The sequence below is a fragment of the Bacillus cereus group sp. RP32 genome (assembly GCF_040459735.1).
GTDB classification, from domain to species: domain Bacteria; phylum Bacillota; class Bacilli; order Bacillales; family Bacillaceae_G; genus Bacillus_A; species Bacillus_A wiedmannii.
This window is the reverse complement of sequence record NZ_JARVHO010000001.1, coordinates 1535727-1554856: the sequence shown is the minus strand read 5'-3', so window position 1 is coordinate 1554856 and position 19130 is coordinate 1535727. Positions and strand designations below refer to the sequence as shown.

The following is a 19130-nucleotide window of genomic DNA, read 5'->3' as shown; positions in this document are numbered from 1 at the left end:
GAATATACCATACAGTGCCTATCTACCATTTGTCAATAATTGTTTAATAAAAACATAAAAATATAAAGTTAATTTAAAACTTCTTCCAAGATATCTTCTGCATTTCTTACTAGTTTTGCTCCTTGTTGAATCAGATGATTCGTTCCTGATGCACTATCTATAAATATAGGTCCAGGAAGTGCAAATACCTCTCTATTTTGCTCTAAAGCAAGGTCCGCAGTAATAAGTGTTCCACTTCTTGATTTCGCTTCTACAACTAAAACACCCTTACTTATACCACTAATAATCCGGTTCCTTTTTGGAAAATACCATTTTTTCGGTGCATAGTGCGGCGGGTACTCTGTTAATAACAATATATATTCATTCCACGTTTCATATAAATGTCTATTCTCTTTTGGATACATATACGATAATCCATGTCCTAGTATTGCAATAGTCGGGCAATGCCGTCTTACTGTAATTTCATGAGACATTGTATCTATCCCTCTTGCAAACCCACTGACAATAAGCCATTCCCTTTCTAATAATGGGTGTAAAATAAATTTTAAACTCTCATGTCCATATAAAATCGGTTCTCTCGTTCCAATAACTGCTAATTTATTCGCTTTACTGAGAAAACACTTCTCTCCTTTTCCATATAATACAAATGGGGGATCCTGTATTTCACGTAATAATTGTGGATAATCTTCGTCCCATATAGTCATATAGAAGATTCGATTTTTCTCTAAATAAGATATATATTGCGGGAGATTTGAACTTTGAAGAAAATTTACTAATTCTAAAGATTTTTTCGAGGATATTCCAGTGTAGTATTCCATTTGTTTTGTATTAAAAGTGTATATTCCCTTCAATTCAGGATCGACATATAGTAGTCTTTCCATTGCCTTCCAATGATCTGCTAAAAAATAATGAAGATGTAATAATCGTTCTCTTTTCATCTTAATTCTCCTTACCCATAATTTTTATTATGTAAACAAGAATTGCGTAAAAAGACACCTTCAAGCAAGAAGGTGTCTTTTTACAGATTAGTAGTTTTTACAAGTCTCAAATAGACCTTTTTCTTTTAAGACAGAGATTAGTGTTTCACCCATAACCGCTGGAGTTTCCGCTACTTTAATACCACAAGCTTCCATCGTTTTAATCTTTTCAGCAGCAGTTCCTTTACCACCAGAAATGATTGCACCAGCATGGCCCATACGTTTGCCAGCAGGCGCTGTTTGGCCACCAATGAAGCCTACAACAGGTTTTGTCATATTAGCTTTCACCCATTCAGCCGCCTCTTCTTCCGCTGTACCACCAATTTCACCAATCATAATTACAGCATGTGTTTCTTCATCTTCATTAAATGCTTTTAACGCATCTATAAAGTCCGTACCGTTAACTGGGTCCCCGCCGATACCTACAGCAGTAGATTGGCCAATACCTTCTTGTGTTAACTGATGTACAGCCTCATACGTTAATGTACCAGAGCGAGATACGATACCTACATGGCCTTTTTTATGAATGTACCCTGGCATAATACCAATTTTACATTCATCAGGCGTAATAACACCAGGACAGTTTGGTCCAAGTAAACGTGTATGTTTACCCGCCATATATCTCTTTACATTTACCATATCTAATACAGGAATACCTTCAGTAATACATACTACTAAATCGATTTCTGCATCAACTGCTTCCATAATTGCATCAGCCGCAAAAGCGGGTGGAACGTATACAACTGAAGCGTTTGCGCCTGTTGCTTTCACTGCATCTTCTACAGTATCAAATACTGGTACACCTTCAATATCAGTGCCACCTTTACCTGGCGTTACACCACCGACAATTTTCGTACCGTATTCAATCATTTGTTTTGTGTGGAATAAACCTTGAGAACCTGTAATACCTTGAACAATAACTTTTGTATCTTTATTAACTAATACGCTCATTTTTCTCCCCCGCTTTCTATTAGCCCACTAGTGAAACAATTTTTTGTGCACCGTCTGCCATAGATTCTGCTGCAACAATATTTAAGCCAGACTCATTTAAAATTTTCTTACCTAACTCTACGTTTGTACCTTCAAGACGTACAACTAAAGGCAATTCAAGACCTACTTGTTTCGTCGCTTCAATAACACCTTCTGCGATAACATCACACTTCATAATGCCACCAAAAATGTTAACGAAGATACCTTTTACATTTTTGTCAGAAAGGATAATTTTGAATGCTTCTGTAACTTTTTCAGCTGTTGCACCGCCACCAACATCTAAGAAGTTAGCTGGATCGCCATGGTAATGTTTAATGATATCCATTGTAGCCATCGCTAAACCTGCACCATTAACCATACAACCGATATTTCCATCTAAAGGAATGTAGTTTAAGTCATATTTAGAAGCTTCAATTTCTTTTGAATCTTCTTCATCAAGATCACGAAGTTCTAAAATGTCTTTATTGCGATATAAAGCATTAGAATCAAAGTTTAATTTCGCATCTAATGCCATAACTTTACCGTCACCTGTTGTAACAAGTGGATTGATCTCCGCGATAGAGCAATCTTTTTCGATAAACGCACGGTATAAGCCCATCATAAACTTCACAGCTTGTCCTACAAGCTCTTTTGGAATATTGATGTTAAACGCGATTCGGCGTGCTTGGAAGCCTTGTAAGCCTACTGCTGGATCAATATATTCTTTAAAGATCTTTTCAGGTGTTTGCTCTGCTACTTCTTCAATTTCTGTTCCACCTTCTTCAGATGCCATTAAAACAACTTGAGAAGTTGCACGATCTAAAACTAGACCAACATAATATTCTTTTTTAATATCGCAACCTTCTTCGATAAGTAAGCGTTTTACTTCCTTACCTTCAGGACCTGTTTGATGTGTCACAAGTGTAGTTCCTAAAATGCTCTCTGCATATGTACGAACTTCATCTAAATTTTTTGCAACTTTTACTCCGCCAGCTTTGCCGCGTCCACCAGCGTGAATTTGTGCTTTTACTACACATACATCCGTTCCTAATTCTTTCGCTGCTTCTACAGCTTCTTCTACTGTAAATGCAACCTTCCCGTTCGGAACGCTAACCCCATAGCTTTTAAGGACTGCCTTACCTTGGTACTCATGGATATTCATGGTCCCATCCTCCCCTGTTTTCCTGTTTTACTCGAAAAGTTTTTAAATGTTTAAAAAACATTACATTGCCATTGTATAAGATGATTGGCACGCTGTCTACAATAAAGTGTCAGAAAACTGAAATCGCTTTATTCTTTTTTGAAAATAATAATGTTCATATACCAAAATAAAAAAAATAAGCTGCATATTCGCAGCTTATTTGTGAATCGTATCTTTAATTGGTGCAAACGATTTGCGATGTTCTTCTAATACTCCATGCGCTTCAATCGCTTCTAAATGTTGTTTTGTGCCATATCCCATATGTTGTTCAAATCCATATGCAGGATACTTTTCTCCAAGCTCTTTCATCATACGATCTCTCGTTACTTTCGCAATAATGGATGCAGCTGAAATAGAAATACTTTTCGCATCACCTTTAATAATGGATGTTTGCGGAATTGGTGTAGGAAGTTTCATCGCATCAATTAATAAATGTTCTGGTGCACAAGATAAATTCGCAACCGCATCTAACATCGCTTGTTTCGTCGCTTGATAAATATTTATCTCATCAATAACTTGTGGTGATACAATTCCAACTCCAATTGCAATTGCTTGTGCTTTAATTTCATCATAAAAACGCTCTCGCTTCGCCTCACTCAGCTTTTTCGAGTCATTTAACCCTGGAATATAAAAATCTTCCGGAAGGACAACAGCTGCCGTCACGACAGGCCCAGCTAGCGGCCCACGCCCTACTTCATCTATACCTGCAATAAATGTGAGCCCTTTTTCACGTAATGCAATCTCATACTTGGACATTTCGAAAAACTTTTCTTTTTCTTTCTGCGCTAACTCTTTTTGTTTATGCCACTTCAAAATGAGCTTTTGTACCCCTTTTCGCTCATCTTTCATTAATATTTGAAAGCGGTCGTCCTCTTCACTCATAATTTTTTGCAGTAAATGTTCCGCTTCTTGAATAGTCACTTTTTGCATTCACGCACACTCCTTTTATATACAAAAAAGAAAAGACGTACAAACGCACGTCTTATACTTCTTCTACTTTTTCAACACCTTCTACTTGCTCCGCAAACTCTTCTGGTGTTTCAAACGTCATTTTCCCAAGTTTCCCACCACGAAGCTCACGAAGTATAAGCTCAGATGTTTTATCATAATCAATCATTCCGCCGCCCATTAAACAGCCTCTATTTTTTCCAATTGCATCGAATAACTCCACAATATCTTCTGGAATTTCATTTAAATTATATCGATCTTTCAAACGTTCTGGATAATGTTTTTCCATAAAACGTAAAGCGTAAACAGCAACATCTTGTAAATTTAAAATTGAATCTTTAATTGCGCCTGTTGTCGCTAAACGAAGACCCACTAATTGATCTTCAAATTTAGGCCATAAAATACCCGGTGTATCTAACAGTTCCATTTCCTTCCCAACTTTAATCCATTGTTGAGCTGTTGTTACACCAGGACGATCTCCTGTTTTAGCAATATTTTTCTTCGCCAACTTATTAATTAACGTAGATTTACCAACATTCGGTATACCTACAATTAATGCACGAATTGCTCTCGGTCTAATACCTTTTGCAACCATTTTATCAAATTTTTCTTTCACCAACACTTTACAAGCCGCTACAATTTCCTTCATACCTTGTCCAGCTTGTGCGTTAATTGAAATTGCCATTTGGCCTTTTTCTTTAAAATATGCAATCCACTGCTTTGTTAAACGATCATCTGCCATATCCGCTTTATTTAAAACAACAAGCCTCGGCTTATGTGTAATAATCTCATCGATCATTGGATTTCGAGAAGATAAAGGTAATCGAGCATCTACAAGCTCAATTACAACATCAATTAACTTTAATTTTTCTGTTACTTGGCGTCTAGCCTTTGCCATATGTCCCGGGAACCATTGAATTACCATGTTGCCACCTTCTTTTTCTTTTATTTCACAATACGAGCATCTTTTAACGGCCAATATAGTATATTTGCTTTTCCAATCACTTGGTCCATTGAAATTGTACCAATCGAACGGCTATCTTTACTAAAACGACGATTATCGCCTAAAACAAATAATTGACCTTCTGGAACAGTTTTCTTCCCTGTCATTTCTTCAAGAGTAAAATCATATGTAAGCGGTCCGTCAGCAATTTGTTTTTTTTGCTTGTCTAAATACGGCTCCTCATAAGCCTTTCCGTTAACATATAGTTTATCATTACGATACTCTATTTCATCGCCTGGCAGGCCGATAATGCGCTTAATATAATCTTTATCTTCCGTTGCTCGGAATACGATAATATCAAATCGTTTCGGATCTCCTATGTGATAACCAATTTTATTGACAATCATTCGATCGCGATCATGTAAAGTAGACGCCATCGATACTCCATCTACGAGAATTGGAGCAAAGAAAAACTGTCTAATAACACCCGCTAATACAACAGCAATCAAAATTGCTTTGATCCATTCCCAAAGTGAACTCTTTTCTTTTTTCATGCATTTCCCCTCCACGATTATGTAGGCTGCTCGTATTATATCAAAATTTTATATAGATTGGAAAAAGGGAGCTTGTGTATTTACAAGCTCCCATACATGTCTTATCGAATTTCTTTAATACGTGCTTTTTTACCGCGAAGGTTACGTAAGTAGTATAACTTAGCACGACGTACTTTACCACGACGAAGTACTTCAAGTTTCGCGATTCTTGGCGTGTGAACTGGGAATGTACGCTCAACACCTACACCGTAAGAAATCTTACGAACTGTGAATGTTTCACTGATTCCGCCACCACGACGTTTAATTACAACACCTTCGAAAAGCTGAATTCTTTCACGAGTTCCCTCAACTACTTTTACGTGTACACGTAAAGTGTCTCCAGGACGGAATGAAGGAAGGTCAGTTTTTAATTGGCCTTGAGTAATTTCTGCGATTAATTGTTGCATATTAAATTCTCTCCTTTAAACAGATGCTCTTATAAAGTCTTAATAAATTACAGCGGAACATCGTTAATACGGCCACTGATTTCAGTAGCACAAGTGTTATAATAGCATATTGCTAGGACTGTTGCAATAGAAAATATATCAAGCCCTTACTTGTCTTCTTTAATTTGTTCTAGCCATTTCGCTTCTTGCTTAGATAATTCTCGTTCTTCCAGTAAATCCGGTCTACGCATGTACGTACGACGTAGTGATTCTTTGTGTCGCCATTCATCAATATTTTTATGATTTCCTGACATTAGTACATCCGGTACTTTCATACCACGAAAATCAGCTGGACGTGTATAATGAGGATGTTCTAATAAACCTGTACTAAACGAATCCTCGACTTGTGAAGCATGATTTCCTAGCACTCCCGGGAGGAGACGCACGACACTATCCGTAATAACCATAGAGGCTAACTCTCCGCCGGTTAATACGTAGTCACCGATAGAAATTTCATCCGTTACGAGATGCTCACGAATTCGTTCATCGTACCCTTCATAATGACCACACACAAAAATAACATGCTCTTCTTCAGCAAGTTCTTCTGCCTTCTTCTGCGTAAAACGCTCTCCTTGTGGACACATTAGGACAACTCTCGGTTTACGGTCTGTTTCCTTCGTTAACTCTTCCACTGCATCAAAGATAGGCTGGGGGGTTAATACCATCCCAGCGCCACCACCATACGGATAATCATCTACGCTATTATGCTTACTCGTTGTATAATCGCGGAAATTGACAACACGAAGCTCTACCGCTTCTTTTTCTTGTGCTTTCTTTAAAATTGAAGATCCAAACACACCCGTAAACATATCTGGAAACAATGTTAAAATGTCAATTTTCATTATAATAGCCCTTCCATTACATGAATGGTTACTAATTTATTCTCAATGTTAACTTGAAGTACAACATCATCAATATAAGGAATTAATAGATCTTGACCTTTTGGACGTTTAATTACCCAAACATCATTTGCACCAGGAGATAAAATTTCTTTTATTGTTCCTAACGCTTCTCCTTCTTCCGTTACAACACTGCAACCAATAATTTCATGGTAGTAGTATTCGCCTTCAGCTAGTTCACCTAACTGCTCTTCTGGTACTTTTATTAAAGAACCTTTAAACTTCTCTGCTTCATCTACATTGTTGTATCCTTCAAATGTTAATAGATCAAATGTCTTATGTTGACGATGAGAAGTTACTTTCACTGGAAGGTAGTCTGCACTTTTCTCATTACTTATGTATAACGTGTTTCCTACTTTATATCGCTCTTCTGGAAAATCAGTACGAGAAATAACACGTATTTCTCCTCTTACGCCATGAGTATTTACAATTTTCCCTACGTTAAACCATTTTGTCATAAATAGTATGTCACCCCTGGTTTCTATATAAATTAAGCATCTCCATTTCACATATGGAACATGCAACTTCTCTTTAAATGTTAAAAAAGGGAGAGGAAATAACTCCTCGCCCTTTTTACGTTTATTGAATTTCCAGTGTTACTTTTTCATCATTATGATGTCCCACTGAATACAAGAGCATTCGAATTGCTTTCGCAACTTTCCCTTGCTTTCCAATGACTTTTCCAACATCCTCAGGATGTACAGTTAATCGATACTTTATCTCTCCGTTGTAAAGTTCCTGTGTAACTTTTACATCTTCAGGATGATCGACAAGAGGCTTGACAATCGTCTCGACTAACTTCTTCATAGTCATTGCCTCAATTACTTACCTTGTTTAGATAAGTGGAATTTCTCCATGATACCTTGGTTAGAGAATAAGTTACGAACTGTATCAGATGGTTTAGCACCATTTCCTAACCATTTTAATGCTGCTTCTTCGTTGATCTTAACTTCAGCTGGTTGAGCAACCGGATTGTAAGTACCGATTTCCTCAATGAAACGTCCGTCACGAGGAGAACGAGAATCTGCAACAACTACACGATAGAAAGGAGTTTTTTTAGCTCCCATACGTTTTAAACGAATTTTAACTGCCATTTATAAAGCACCTCCGAATTTATTTCACACAGATAATTATATTAGCAAAAAGACTATTGCTTTGTAAAGTATTTTTTCTTAACAGAGCCATCTTTTTTCCTTACATGAATGGAAACTTCAATCCACCTAGTCCTTTTTTCTTACCTTTTTGCATTCCCGTCATCGTTTTCATCATCTTTTTCATATCATCAAATTGCTTGATTAAACGATTGATTTCTTGTACCGTTGTACCGCTACCTTTGGCAATGCGCTTTTTGCGACTAGCATTGATTATTTCCGGTTGTTCTCGCTCTAATTTAGTCATAGAACGAATAATTGCCTCAATATGCCCAATTTGTTTTTCATCAACTTGCGCATTTTTCAGCCCTTTAATTTTATTTGCACCAGGAAGCATTCCTAACAATTCATCAAGCGGTCCAAGTTGACGCACTTGTCCAAGTTGTTCTAGGAAATCGTCAAGCGTAAACGAAAGCGTACGCATTTTTTGCTCAAGTTCTTTTGCTTTCTCTTCATCAACTGTAGCTTGCGCTTTTTCAATTAATGTTAAGACGTCTCCCATCCCTAAAATACGGGATGCCATACGCTCTGGATGGAACGCTTCAATCGCATCTAGTTTTTCACCCATACCAGCAAATTTAATCGGTGTATTTGTTACCGCCTTAATAGATAATGCCGCACCACCGCGCGTATCACCATCTAATTTCGTTAATACAACACCTGTTAAACCTAACTGTTCATGGAAACTTTGTGCAACATTTACCGCGTCTTGTCCCGTCATCGCATCGACAACAAGGAAAATTTCATCCGGTTTCGCAACTTCTTTCACTTTCGCTAATTCATCCATTAGTTCTTCATCAATATGCAGGCGACCTGCTGTATCAATTAAAACATAATCGTGATGATCTTCTTTTGCTTTTGCAATCGCTTGTTTCGCAATTTCAACAGGACTTACTTGATCTCCTAAAGAGAATACAGGCATGTCCAATTGCTTCCCTAATGTTTCAAGCTGTTTAATCGCTGCTGGACGGTAAATATCCGCTGCAACAAGCATTGGTTTACGATTATGCTTTTTACGAAGCAAATTCGCAAGCTTACCTGTCGTCGTTGTTTTACCCGCACCTTGCAGACCAACCATCATTATAACAGTCGGTGGCCTATTAGCAACAGCAATTTTGCTTTGCTCTCCGCCCATAAGTTCTGTAAGTTCTTCCTGTACGACTTTAATTACTTGTTGTCCAGGTGTCAAACTTGTCATTACATCTTGTCCGACAGCACGTTCAGACACACGCTTTACAAAATCTTTTACTACTTTAAAGTTAACGTCCGCTTCTAAAAGAGCTAGACGAACTTCTCTCATCATTTCTTTCACATCGGCTTCAGAAACTTTTCCTTTGCCGCGGATTTTTTGCATTGTCTGTTGAAGTCGGTCGGCTAATCCTTCAAATGCCATATTGCCGCCCTCCTAATCTAATTTTTCGATAGCTTCAACAACTTGTTTCATTTCTTCATTCACATGCTCTTCTTCGCTGATTAGCTGTTTTAGCTTTGCAACAAGTCGCTGTCGCTCTTGAAACTTTTGAAGTAATACTAATTTATCTTCATATTCTTCAAGCATCGCTTCAGTCCGTTTAATGTTATCATACACGGCTTGGCGACTTACATCAAATTCTTCCGCAATTTCACCAAGAGATAAATCATCTAGATAATAAAGCGACATATAACTTCTTTGTTTTTGCGTTAACAACGATTGATAAAAATCAAATAAATAGTTCATTCTCGTTGTTTTCTCGAGCATGTTGGATCATCCTTTGTTAAGTGATTTCCCTTTACATGAATTAGTTTACATGGAGTACAAAAGAGTGTCAAGTTTTTTTCTTAACATCACATATTTTTATAGAAAAAGAAGCGGAAAAGACCGCTTCTTTCACTTACACTTCTTCTGTTTCTACTAAGTTCGCAAATAAACCATACACATATTGTTCTGGATCAAACTGCTGCAAATCATCCATTTGCTCTCCTAATCCAACAAATTTCACTGGTACATCCATTTCGTTACGAATCGCTAATACAATACCACCTTTAGCAGTTCCATCTAACTTCGTTAAAACAATACCAGTAACATTCGTTGCTTCACGGAATGTCTTCGCTTGACTTAAACCGTTTTGTCCTGTTGTTGCATCAATAACAAGTAATACTTCGTGAGGAGCCCCCGGTACTTCACGCTCAATTACACGCTTCACTTTCTCTAACTCTTTCATTAAGTTTACTTTATTTTGTAAGCGTCCTGCTGTGTCACATAGTAATACGTCTACTTTACGTGCTTTCGCGGCTTGTACAGCGTCATACATAACCGCCGCTGGATCAGATCCTGACCCTTGTTTAATCACTTCTACACCAACGCGATTGCCCCATACTTCTAATTGTTCAATCGCTCCTGCGCGGAATGTATCTCCTGCCGCCAATAGGACAGACTTACCTTCTGATTTGAATTTATGTGCTAGTTTACCAATCGTCGTCGTTTTCCCTACACCGTTAACACCGACAAATAAAACAACTGTTAATTGATCCTCTTGCATATTAATTTCGTTACTAAACTCACTGTCGCCTTTGTAAATTCCTACTAACTTTTCTGAAATAACAGCTTGTACTTCTTTTGGATCTTGGATGTTACGACGTTGCACTTCTTCTTTCAATTGATCAATTAATTCCATTACCGTCGAAACTCCGACATCTGCACCAATTAAAATTTCTTCTAATTCCTCAAAGAAATCTTCATCTACTTTACGATAACGATAAACTAAATCATTTACTTTATCTGCAAACGAATTTCTCGTTTTTTCTAATCCATGTTTAAATTTCTCTGTTACCGTATCTGTTTGTTTTGAAATTTTTTCTTTTAATTTTTTTAAAAAACTCATACTGTCCCATCCTTCCTAATTACTTGCAACTAGTTCTTCTCCATCATCCAAACGAACCGAAACAAGTTTAGATACCCCTGACTCTTGCATTGTTACACCGTACAATACGTCAGACTCTTCCATTGTACCTTTTCTATGTGTAATGACAATAAACTGTGTCTCATCACTAAATCTCTTTAAATACTGCGCAAAACGGGCAACATTCGCCTCATCAAGAGCCGCCTCTACCTCATCTAATACACAGAATGGGACCGGGCGCACTTTTAAAATACCGAATAACAGCGCAATTGCTGTTAAAGCACGCTCCCCACCAGAAAGTAAACCTAAGTTTTGCAGTTTCTTCCCTGGCGGTTGCGCTACAATATCAATACCAGTATTTAATAAGTCCTCTGGATTCGTCATGACTAAATCCGCTCTACCGCCTCCAAATAATTCAGAGAATACCGATTGAAACTCCATTCGAATTCCTTCAAACGTAGTAGAAAAACGTTTTTTCATTTCTTCATCCATTTCGGTAATAAGTTGGTGCAATGTCGCTTTCGCTTCTTCTAGGTCATCTTTTTGCTCTAGTAAGAATGTATGACGCTCTGCTACACGCTCATACTCTTCAATTGCCCCTAAGTTCACTGCGCCTAGCTCTTCGATGGATAATTTAATTAGTTTCACCTTTTTACGTGCATCCTCTGCAGGCATCATCATTGTATACTTCAGTTTTGCTGCTTCAAATGAAATCGTATATGTTTCACGTAAATGTTGTAATCTATTTTCTAACTCTACATCAAGTCGGTTTATTTTTACTTCTTGATTTTTCAGCATCTCAAGAATGTATTTATGTTTACCTGTTGTTTCTTTCAGATTACGTTCTAAATATTCTACTCTCTCTTGTAACGATACGCGTTGTTCACGACGAGAGCGAATTAACTCTGAAGTTTGATTACGATCATATGCTTTCTTCTCAATCATATTCGTAATCTGTTCTTCACCACTTGAATTAGATGTCATTTCTTGTTTTAAGAATGCTAAATCCTCTTTCGTTTTGACAAGCGTTGCATCCGTTTCTTCTTTTTCCTTCGTCAATCGTTCAACTTTTTCTTTTTGATTAGATAAGCGTTGTTGCTTTTCAGCCGCCAACACTTTTAACTCAGTCATTTCTTTTTGCACTTTTTCCTTCGAAGAATGCTGCTCACTTTTTTGTTTTGTTAAAGCGACAATTTTGCTATCTAATTCCGTAATCTCCGCTTGAAGCGTTGCTAAAATCTTTTCTAGCTCTTCTTTACGTCCCTGTATTTTCACTTGATCTTGTAAGAATCCTTCAATCTCTAAATCGTAAATAGATAAACGATCATTAATACGATGTTCTTCTAATTCTAAGCGACTAATTTCTTCTCTTAATTTCTGTTCATCTACACGCTCTGCTTCTACACTTTGCCTTAGTTCCCGTATTTTCACTTCTTTTTCTTGAATCTCTTGCTTTACTGCTTTAACAAAGTTTTCTAACTTAGTCGTTTTTTCTTCCATATCAGTTAACTTGTTCGTCCACTCTTCTAGCTCACGTTGACGTCCTAATAAAGAAGATTTCGCCTGTTTTACCGCTCCACCAGTCATAGAACCACCAGGGTTCACTACATCACCTTCGATTGTTACAATGCGATAACGGTATTGCAGTTGTTTCGCCAACTCATTCGCCCCACGTAAATCTTTCGCAACAATAACAGTACCTAATAAATTTGAAACTACATTTTCATATTTATTGTTATATTGCACAAGTTCTGCCGCCACACCTACAAACGATGGGTGTTGATTTACAATACGTAATTGTTCAAATGATAACGATCTACTTTTAATAACAGCTTGTGGTAAAAACGTTGCTCGTCCATGTTTATTTTGTTTTAAAAACGTAATTGCATTACGAGCATGTTCTTCTTTTTGTACGACAATATGCTGCATCGCTGCACCTAGAGCAATTTCCATTGCAATTTCATATTCTTTCGGTACCGTTAGCAGTTCTGCAACAGCACCCTCGATACCTTGCAACCTATCTTCTCTAGCTTTTAATACTTCACGTACCCCTTGATAGAAACCAGAGTAATCCTCTTGCATCTCTTCTAGCATTTCTTTTCGAGAACGTGCCTGTTGTACAAATTGATACGCTTGATACAGTTTTGTTTCATTTTCACTATACTGCGTCTTGCATTTCCCAAGTGCCGCTTCTGTCTTTTGTATATTTGAAAGAATACCAGCTACTTTTTCTTTCACTTGTTCATAACTTTCCACAAGTTTCGTCTTTTTCGCTGTAATTTCCATGCGTATTTCTACATATTTCGCATTTTCTTCATCGAGGCGTTCATTTTTTGAGTTTTGTTGTTTAGATTGTTCTTCAATCATAGATAACTCATTACGATGACTGGCTTGTTGATTTAAAAGTTCAATATAGTCACCTTTTAAATTCTCAATTTGTTCCTCTAAATTGTCAGCAAAAGTTGCAAGCAGTAGCTCATTATCATGCAATTTTGTCTCCAACTCTTTTACTTGATTTACAAATTGCATCAACACTTCTGTACTGGATTCAATTTCACCATCATAACTTGTAGCTTTCTCTGTTAATTCAACAATTAACTGTTCGAGTTGTGCACAATGCGTCGTTGCATTTTGTTTTCTCTCTTTTAATAACTCACGCTGTCCTTCTAACTTTTCTAGCTCTTTACTAGAAAGAAGCAGCACTTCTTGTAAGGAATCTACAGACTCATCTACTGCTTGTAATTGTCCTCGTAATTCCTCAAGCTCTTCTTCACCTTTTTGTAAATGCGTTGACATTTTAGCTTCTTCGTTTTTATTATGCCCAAACTGATTTCGAAGCGCTTCCCATTTCTCATGTAATTCTTCAATTTCATGTACAATAAGCGCCGCTTCTACTTTCTCTAATTCTTCTTTTTTCTCGAGATAATCTTTCGCAATAGAAGCTTGTCTTTCTAAAGGTTCTACTTGACTACTTAATTCGTGAATGATATCTTGTACACGATTTAAGTTTTCTTGTGTGTCTGCTAATTTCACTTCAGCTTTCTTTTTACGAAGTTTGTATTTCAGCACTCCCGCAGCTTCTTCAAATACACCACGACGTTCTTCTGATTTACTACTTAAAATCTCTTCAACTTTCCCCTGGCTAATAATTGAAAAAGCTTCTCTTCCCATACCAGAGTCCATAAATAAATCGATAATATCTTTCAATCTACATGATTGTTTATTAATATAAAAATCACTATCACCAGAACGAGATACACGACGCGTTACACACACCTCATTATATTCAATCGGTAAACGTTGATCTTCATTATTTAAAGTTAATGTTACTTCAGCAACATTAACTGCTCTTCTCGTATCACTGCCTGCAAAAATAATATCCTCCATCTTTGCACCACGTAATGATTTTGCAGATTGTTCACCAAGTACCCAGCGAATCGCATCAGTAATATTACTTTTCCCACTTCCATTAGGTCCTACTACGGAAGTTACACCTGGGACAAAATCAACAGATACACGCTCAGCAAAAGACTTAAACCCTGCTATTTCTAATCTTTTTAAAAACACGAAAGGCCTTCCTCCTATTCTCCGTTGTTATAACTGTTGTCTATACAAAAACAAGCTATTATACGGATTTCCCTTCCCTTTATTCACAAATAAAAAGAAAGTTTCATTCTATGCATAAGGAATCCCCCTCATTCAAAGGGGGATTCCTTATAGTTGTTCTTTTAATTTTTTCAATGCTTCTGCAGCAGCTTGTTGCTCTGCTTCTTTTTTCGACTTGCCACTACCAAGACCTAAAGCCACGTTATTTAACGTAACACGTGACACAAATTCTCGATTGTGGGCCGGTCCTTTTTCCTGCAAAATTTGATACTCAATATTGCCACTACCATCACGCTGAATCAACTCTTGTAATTGACTCTTATAATCCATCACATGAGAAAAAGCACCTTCATTAATTTTAGGGTATACAATTTCTTTTAAGAAGCCCCATACTGTTTCTAACCCTTGATCAAGATAAAGGGCACCAATAAACGCTTCAAAGACATCCGCTAATAAAGCTGGTCGTTCACGTCCACCTGTCATTTCCTCACCTTTTCCTAATAAAACAAGGCTACCAAATGACAACTCGTTTGCAAAACGAACAAGAGATGGTTCACATACAATAGCTGCACGTAGTTTCGTTAACTCTCCTTCGCTCATTGTCGGATATTTTTGAAACAGATACTGTGACACAGTAAGTTCCAATACTGCATCTCCAAGGAATTCGAGACGCTCATTGTCTTCATGCGGTTTTTTTCGATGCTCATTCACATACGATGAATGCGTAAATGCTTGAATCAATAATTTTTCATCTGAAAACGTAATACCTATCTCTTCTTGAAATACTTTAAACGCTTCACGATATTTTGTTTCGTATTTTTTTTCTCTATGTTTTCGGTACGGCATAAGTCCCTCCAGATATAAGCCGAGAAGCCCCGCTAAAAAACGGGACTTCACTTAAGCATTATAGATGACTCTCTATGTAAGTCACAGCATCGCCAACAGTAGCAATCTTTTCAGCATCTTCATCAGAAATTTCCATTTCGAATTCATCTTCCAATTGCATTACAAGTTCTACTACATCTAGGGAGTCTGCGCCTAAATCTTCTTTAAAGCTCGCAGCTGGTACTACTTCAGTTTCTTCTACACCTAAACGATCAACGATGATTTTTGTTACACGCTCTAAAACATCTGCCATTCCATTCACCTCCCCTCAAATATTATATTAAATATTGGCCAAAAAAACTAGTTGAAATCAATTCTTTTATTACATTACCATTCCGCCATCAACATTTAACGTTTGCCCTGTAATATATTTGCTTTGATCAGAAGCAAAAAACGTTACAGTATTTGCGATATCTTGCGCTTCACCAAACTGAGCTGCAGGAATTAACTTTAACATTTCGGCTTTTATATTTTCATCTAATATATCCGTCATATCAGTCGCAATAAAACCTGGAGCAATTGCATTTACAGTAATATTACGGCTCGCTAATTCTTTTGCTGATGTTTTTGTTAATCCAATTACACCCGCTTTAGCAGCAACATAGTTTGCTTGTCCTGGATTACCTGTCACTCCAACAACAGAAGCGATATTAATAATACGTCCATGACGCTGGCGCATCATGTATCGAGATACTGCCTTCGTACATAAGAATACACCTTTTAGATTTGTATTAATAACTGTATCCCATTCTTCCTCTTTCATACGCATTAATAAATTATCTTTTGTTACACCTGCATTATTTACAAGAATATCAACTTGTCCAAATGTATCTACAGTTTGTTTCACCATATTTGTAACGTCTTCAGCATTTGCAACATCTGCTCTTACTGCAATTGCATCCGAACCTAATTTCTTTATTTCATCAACTACTTCATTCGCCTTTTGCTCATTACCAGCATAATTTACTACAACATTTGCCCCTTGTTTCGCTAAATCAATCGCAATCGCACGACCAATTCCACGTGAAGCGCCAGTTACTAATGCTACTTTCCCTTTTAACATCAGTTTTCTCCTCTCAAATTTGAAATGGCATCTTTTAATGTCTCTTCATCGTATATCGCATATGCTTTCACTGATGAATCAATTGACTTCATAAGTCCAGCAAGCACTTTCCCAGGTCCAATCTCAATAAATGTATCTACCCCTTGATTCACCATATTTTCAATGGACGGGTACCATAAGACAGGCGAATAGAGCTGTTCAATTAGCTTTCCTTGAATAAGTGCACCACTTGTAATAACGTCTGCTGTTACATTTGCGATAACAGGAATATTCGTATCTTGAATTGTAATTTCTTTTAAGACACTTTGGAACTTCTCCGCTGCTGGCTTCATAAGCGAAGAGTGGAACGGTCCACTTACCTTAAGCGGAATTGCTCTCTTTGCACCATTTTCTTTCGCTCTTTGAGAAGCAATCTCAACTCCTTGCTTTGTTCCAGAAATCACAATTTGCTTCGTACTATTCATATTAGCGATTTGCACTGCATATCCTTCACTTGTTACTTCTTCTGTAACTTGTTTCAGCATATGTGGATCAGCACCTAAAATAGCCGCCATTGCACCTTCTCCACCAGGAACAGCTTCTTCCATATATTCCCCACGTTTTCTTACAGCATATACAGCGTCTTCAAAAGTTATTGCACCCGCTGCTACAAGAGCGCTATATTCACCTAAACTATGCCCTGCAACAAAGTCTGGTGTAATATCATACTCTTTCAAAGCTGTCAAAATAGCAAAACTCGTTGTTAATAAGGCCGGCTGCGCATTTGTCGTTAACGTAAGCTTTTCCTGCGGCCCTTCAAAAATCACTTCTGAAAGTGAATCTTGCAACACCTCATCTGCTTTCGCAAACACATTTGCAACCTCTTTATTATTCTCCGCTAACTGTTTACCCATTCCAACTGCCTGTGAACCTTGGCCCGGAAAAAGAAATGCTAGTTTTCCCATTTCAAATCCTCCTCTTATTGGAGTGGCTCTTTCTCCATTACGCTTGAAATAGTAGGAATAACTTCTTTCGCTACCATTTCTCTCGTTTGACGAATCGCACTAAATATTGATTGGTCATTGGAAGAACCGTGAGCCTTAATGACTGGAGCTTTCAATCCAAATAATGCCGCTCCTCCATACTCCGAATAATCCATTTTATCTTTTAATACCATAAGTTTTGGCTTTAATACCGCTGCTGCTAATTTGCTCGTAAACGAACTCATTAACTGCTCTTTTAACATAGAAAATAACGCAAGTGCTGTTCCTTCTAATGATTTTAGCGCTACATTCCCTGTAAAACCATCACATACAACAACATCTGCTACACCTTGCAATAAATCTCTTGATTCAACGTTCCCAACGAAATTAATTGGGGCATCCTTAAGCATTGCAAAGACTTGTTTGGAAAGCTCGTTCCCTTTGCCATCCTCTGTTCCAACGTTCAAAAGTCCAACACGAGGATTTTTAATTCCTCTTACTTTCTCAGCGTATACAGATCCCATTACTGCATATTGATATAAATGAATTGGTTTTGCATCAACGTTCGCTCCAACATCTAACATAACAAAACCTTCTCCATCAACCGTTGGCATTGTAGGGGATAAAGCTGGTCGCTCAATTCCTTCCATACGACCTACAACGAACAATCCAGCCGCCATTAAAGCTCCTGTACTACCAGCTGATATACAAGCATCCGCTACGCCGTCTTTCACTTGCTGCGCTGCTAGTACCATTGAGGCTTGTTTTTTTCGTCGAACCGCTCTTACTGGTTCATCTGTCGATTCGATTTTTTCATCTGTATGAAGTATAGTAATTCGTTCTTCACTCGTTAAGTATTGACGAATTTCCTCTTCTTTCCCTACTAACGTAATATGTAAATCAGAATATTCCTTAATAGCTTTCATTGCTCCTAATACGACAGCCTTTGGAGCATGATCGCCGCCCATTGCATCTATTGCGATTTTCATAAGTTGTTACCTTCCTCACTATAATTACTAGATCGATACATTTCAAAAGTGCCTGTAAAAACAAGTTCTTCTCCAACAAAGCTACGCACTTTGACAACGGTCCGTCCTTTATCATTCTCTACATCTTCAACGCGCGCTTTTGCAACAACACGCTCTCCTAATTTTACAGGACGAATGTATCGAATGGTAGACTTTGCAGTTAAAGCTAATTCTTCATCAATAACCGCAACAGCTAGTGAGTTTGCTTGTGCAAACAAATGATGCCCACGGGCAATCTGATTTCTTTTAAATACGTGTTCTACCTTCACTTCAAAGATAGAAATCGCATGTCTATCTAATTCTATATCGATAATTTCTCCGACAACCTCTTCTAACGGTAAAGATTTCACATCTTCTTCATGTTGCTTTGTAGCTACATGTTTAATTCTTTCTCTTAATTCAGGAATAGATAATTCCATACGGTCAAGACGTACGGTTTGTATACTCACTTGAAATTTTTCTGCTAAATCTTCATCCGTAATAAAAGGATTCGTTTCTATTGTTTGTTGTAATAATTGTTGTCTTTCTTTTTTATTTCTTCTTTTTTTCATACCGCACCATCCATTTTTATGACTAGGTA

At 37.4% G+C, this 19130-nt stretch carries 21 protein-coding genes; all 21 read right to left on the bottom strand.

Features of this window, described 5'->3' with window-relative positions:
- Positions 1-68 precede the first annotated feature (68 nt).
- Positions 69-938, bottom strand: a complete 870-nt coding sequence (gene dprA / locus QCI46_RS08195; RefSeq protein WP_048546002.1) for a DNA-processing protein DprA — start codon at positions 936-938, stop codon at positions 69-71.
- 87 nt (positions 939-1025) lie between these two features.
- Positions 1026-1928, bottom strand: a complete 903-nt coding sequence (gene sucD / locus QCI46_RS08190; protein WP_000115178.1) for a succinate--CoA ligase subunit alpha — start codon at positions 1926-1928, stop codon at positions 1026-1028.
- Positions 1929-1947: 19 nt separating this feature from the next.
- Positions 1948-3108, bottom strand: a complete 1161-nt coding sequence (gene sucC, locus QCI46_RS08185) for an ADP-forming succinate--CoA ligase subunit beta (protein WP_001020778.1) — start codon at positions 3106-3108, stop codon at positions 1948-1950.
- A gap of 195 nt (positions 3109-3303) precedes the next feature.
- Positions 3304-4077 (bottom strand): ribonuclease HII, encoded by a 774-nt coding sequence (locus QCI46_RS08180; RefSeq protein WP_088064287.1) that lies wholly within the window; start codon positions 4075-4077, stop codon positions 3304-3306.
- A 52-nt stretch (positions 4078-4129) separates the two neighbouring features.
- Positions 4130-5020 (bottom strand): ribosome biogenesis GTPase YlqF, encoded by an 891-nt coding sequence (ylqF, locus tag QCI46_RS08175; RefSeq protein WP_353839907.1) that lies wholly within the window; start codon positions 5018-5020, stop codon positions 4130-4132.
- Between the two features lie 20 nt (positions 5021-5040).
- Complete coding sequence (gene lepB / locus QCI46_RS08170) at positions 5041-5592, bottom strand: signal peptidase I (RefSeq protein WP_000711857.1); 552 nt, start codon at positions 5590-5592, stop codon at positions 5041-5043.
- Between the two features lie 101 nt (positions 5593-5693).
- Positions 5694-6038: a 50S ribosomal protein L19 gene (gene rplS, locus QCI46_RS08165; protein WP_001186518.1), complete on the bottom strand. Its 345-nt coding sequence runs from the start codon at positions 6036-6038 to the stop codon at positions 5694-5696.
- Positions 6039-6184: 146 nt separating this feature from the next.
- The gene (trmD, locus tag QCI46_RS08160) at positions 6185-6919 is read right to left on the bottom strand and encodes a tRNA (guanosine(37)-N1)-methyltransferase TrmD (RefSeq protein WP_353839906.1); all 735 of its coding nucleotides are present in this window, start codon (positions 6917-6919) and stop codon (positions 6185-6187) included.
- A complete protein-coding gene (gene rimM, locus QCI46_RS08155; protein WP_353839905.1) occupies positions 6919-7434 on the bottom strand; it encodes a ribosome maturation factor RimM in 516 nt (171 codons plus the stop codon). The genes trmD and rimM overlap by 1 nt, the downstream gene beginning before the upstream one ends.
- 121 nt (positions 7435-7555) lie before the next feature.
- The gene (locus QCI46_RS08150) at positions 7556-7783 is read right to left on the bottom strand and encodes a KH domain-containing protein (protein ID WP_000737397.1); all 228 of its coding nucleotides are present in this window, start codon (positions 7781-7783) and stop codon (positions 7556-7558) included.
- Positions 7784-7797: 14 nt separating this feature from the next.
- Positions 7798-8070: a 30S ribosomal protein S16 gene (gene rpsP, locus QCI46_RS08145; protein ID WP_000268750.1), complete on the bottom strand. Its 273-nt coding sequence runs from the start codon at positions 8068-8070 to the stop codon at positions 7798-7800.
- A 100-nt stretch (positions 8071-8170) separates the two neighbouring features.
- Positions 8171-9520 (bottom strand): signal recognition particle protein, encoded by a 1350-nt coding sequence (ffh, locus tag QCI46_RS08140; RefSeq protein WP_000863466.1) that lies wholly within the window; start codon positions 9518-9520, stop codon positions 8171-8173.
- A gap of 12 nt (positions 9521-9532) precedes the next feature.
- Entirely contained in the window at positions 9533-9865 is a 333-nt protein-coding gene (locus QCI46_RS08135) for a putative DNA-binding protein (RefSeq protein WP_000891061.1), read from the bottom strand.
- A gap of 133 nt (positions 9866-9998) precedes the next feature.
- Positions 9999-10988: a signal recognition particle-docking protein FtsY gene (gene ftsY / locus QCI46_RS08130; RefSeq protein WP_353839904.1), complete on the bottom strand. Its 990-nt coding sequence runs from the start codon at positions 10986-10988 to the stop codon at positions 9999-10001.
- A 15-nt stretch (positions 10989-11003) separates the two neighbouring features.
- Positions 11004-14573 (bottom strand): chromosome segregation protein SMC, encoded by a 3570-nt coding sequence (smc, locus tag QCI46_RS08125; protein WP_353839903.1) that lies wholly within the window; start codon positions 14571-14573, stop codon positions 11004-11006.
- A 147-nt stretch (positions 14574-14720) separates the two neighbouring features.
- The gene (gene rncS / locus QCI46_RS08120; protein WP_001146867.1) at positions 14721-15458 is read right to left on the bottom strand and encodes a ribonuclease III; all 738 of its coding nucleotides are present in this window, start codon (positions 15456-15458) and stop codon (positions 14721-14723) included.
- A gap of 58 nt (positions 15459-15516) precedes the next feature.
- Positions 15517-15750, bottom strand: coding sequence for an acyl carrier protein (gene acpP, locus QCI46_RS08115; protein ID WP_000786062.1), 234 nt, complete (start codon positions 15748-15750; stop codon positions 15517-15519).
- Positions 15751-15819: 69 nt separating this feature from the next.
- Complete coding sequence (fabG, locus tag QCI46_RS08110; RefSeq protein ID WP_000911777.1) at positions 15820-16560, bottom strand: 3-oxoacyl-[acyl-carrier-protein] reductase; 741 nt, start codon at positions 16558-16560, stop codon at positions 15820-15822.
- Positions 16560-17504 (bottom strand): ACP S-malonyltransferase, encoded by a 945-nt coding sequence (gene fabD, locus QCI46_RS08105; protein WP_353839902.1) that lies wholly within the window; start codon positions 17502-17504, stop codon positions 16560-16562. Before fabD ends, fabG begins: the two co-directional genes overlap by 1 nt.
- Positions 17505-17518: 14 nt before the next feature.
- Positions 17519-18511, bottom strand: coding sequence for a phosphate acyltransferase PlsX (plsX, locus tag QCI46_RS08100; protein WP_000684108.1), 993 nt, complete (start codon positions 18509-18511; stop codon positions 17519-17521).
- Positions 18508-19101 (bottom strand): transcription factor FapR, encoded by a 594-nt coding sequence (gene fapR / locus QCI46_RS08095; protein WP_098199908.1) that lies wholly within the window; start codon positions 19099-19101, stop codon positions 18508-18510. The genes plsX and fapR overlap by 4 nt, the downstream gene beginning before the upstream one ends.
- Between the last annotated feature and the right edge of the window lie 29 nt (positions 19102-19130).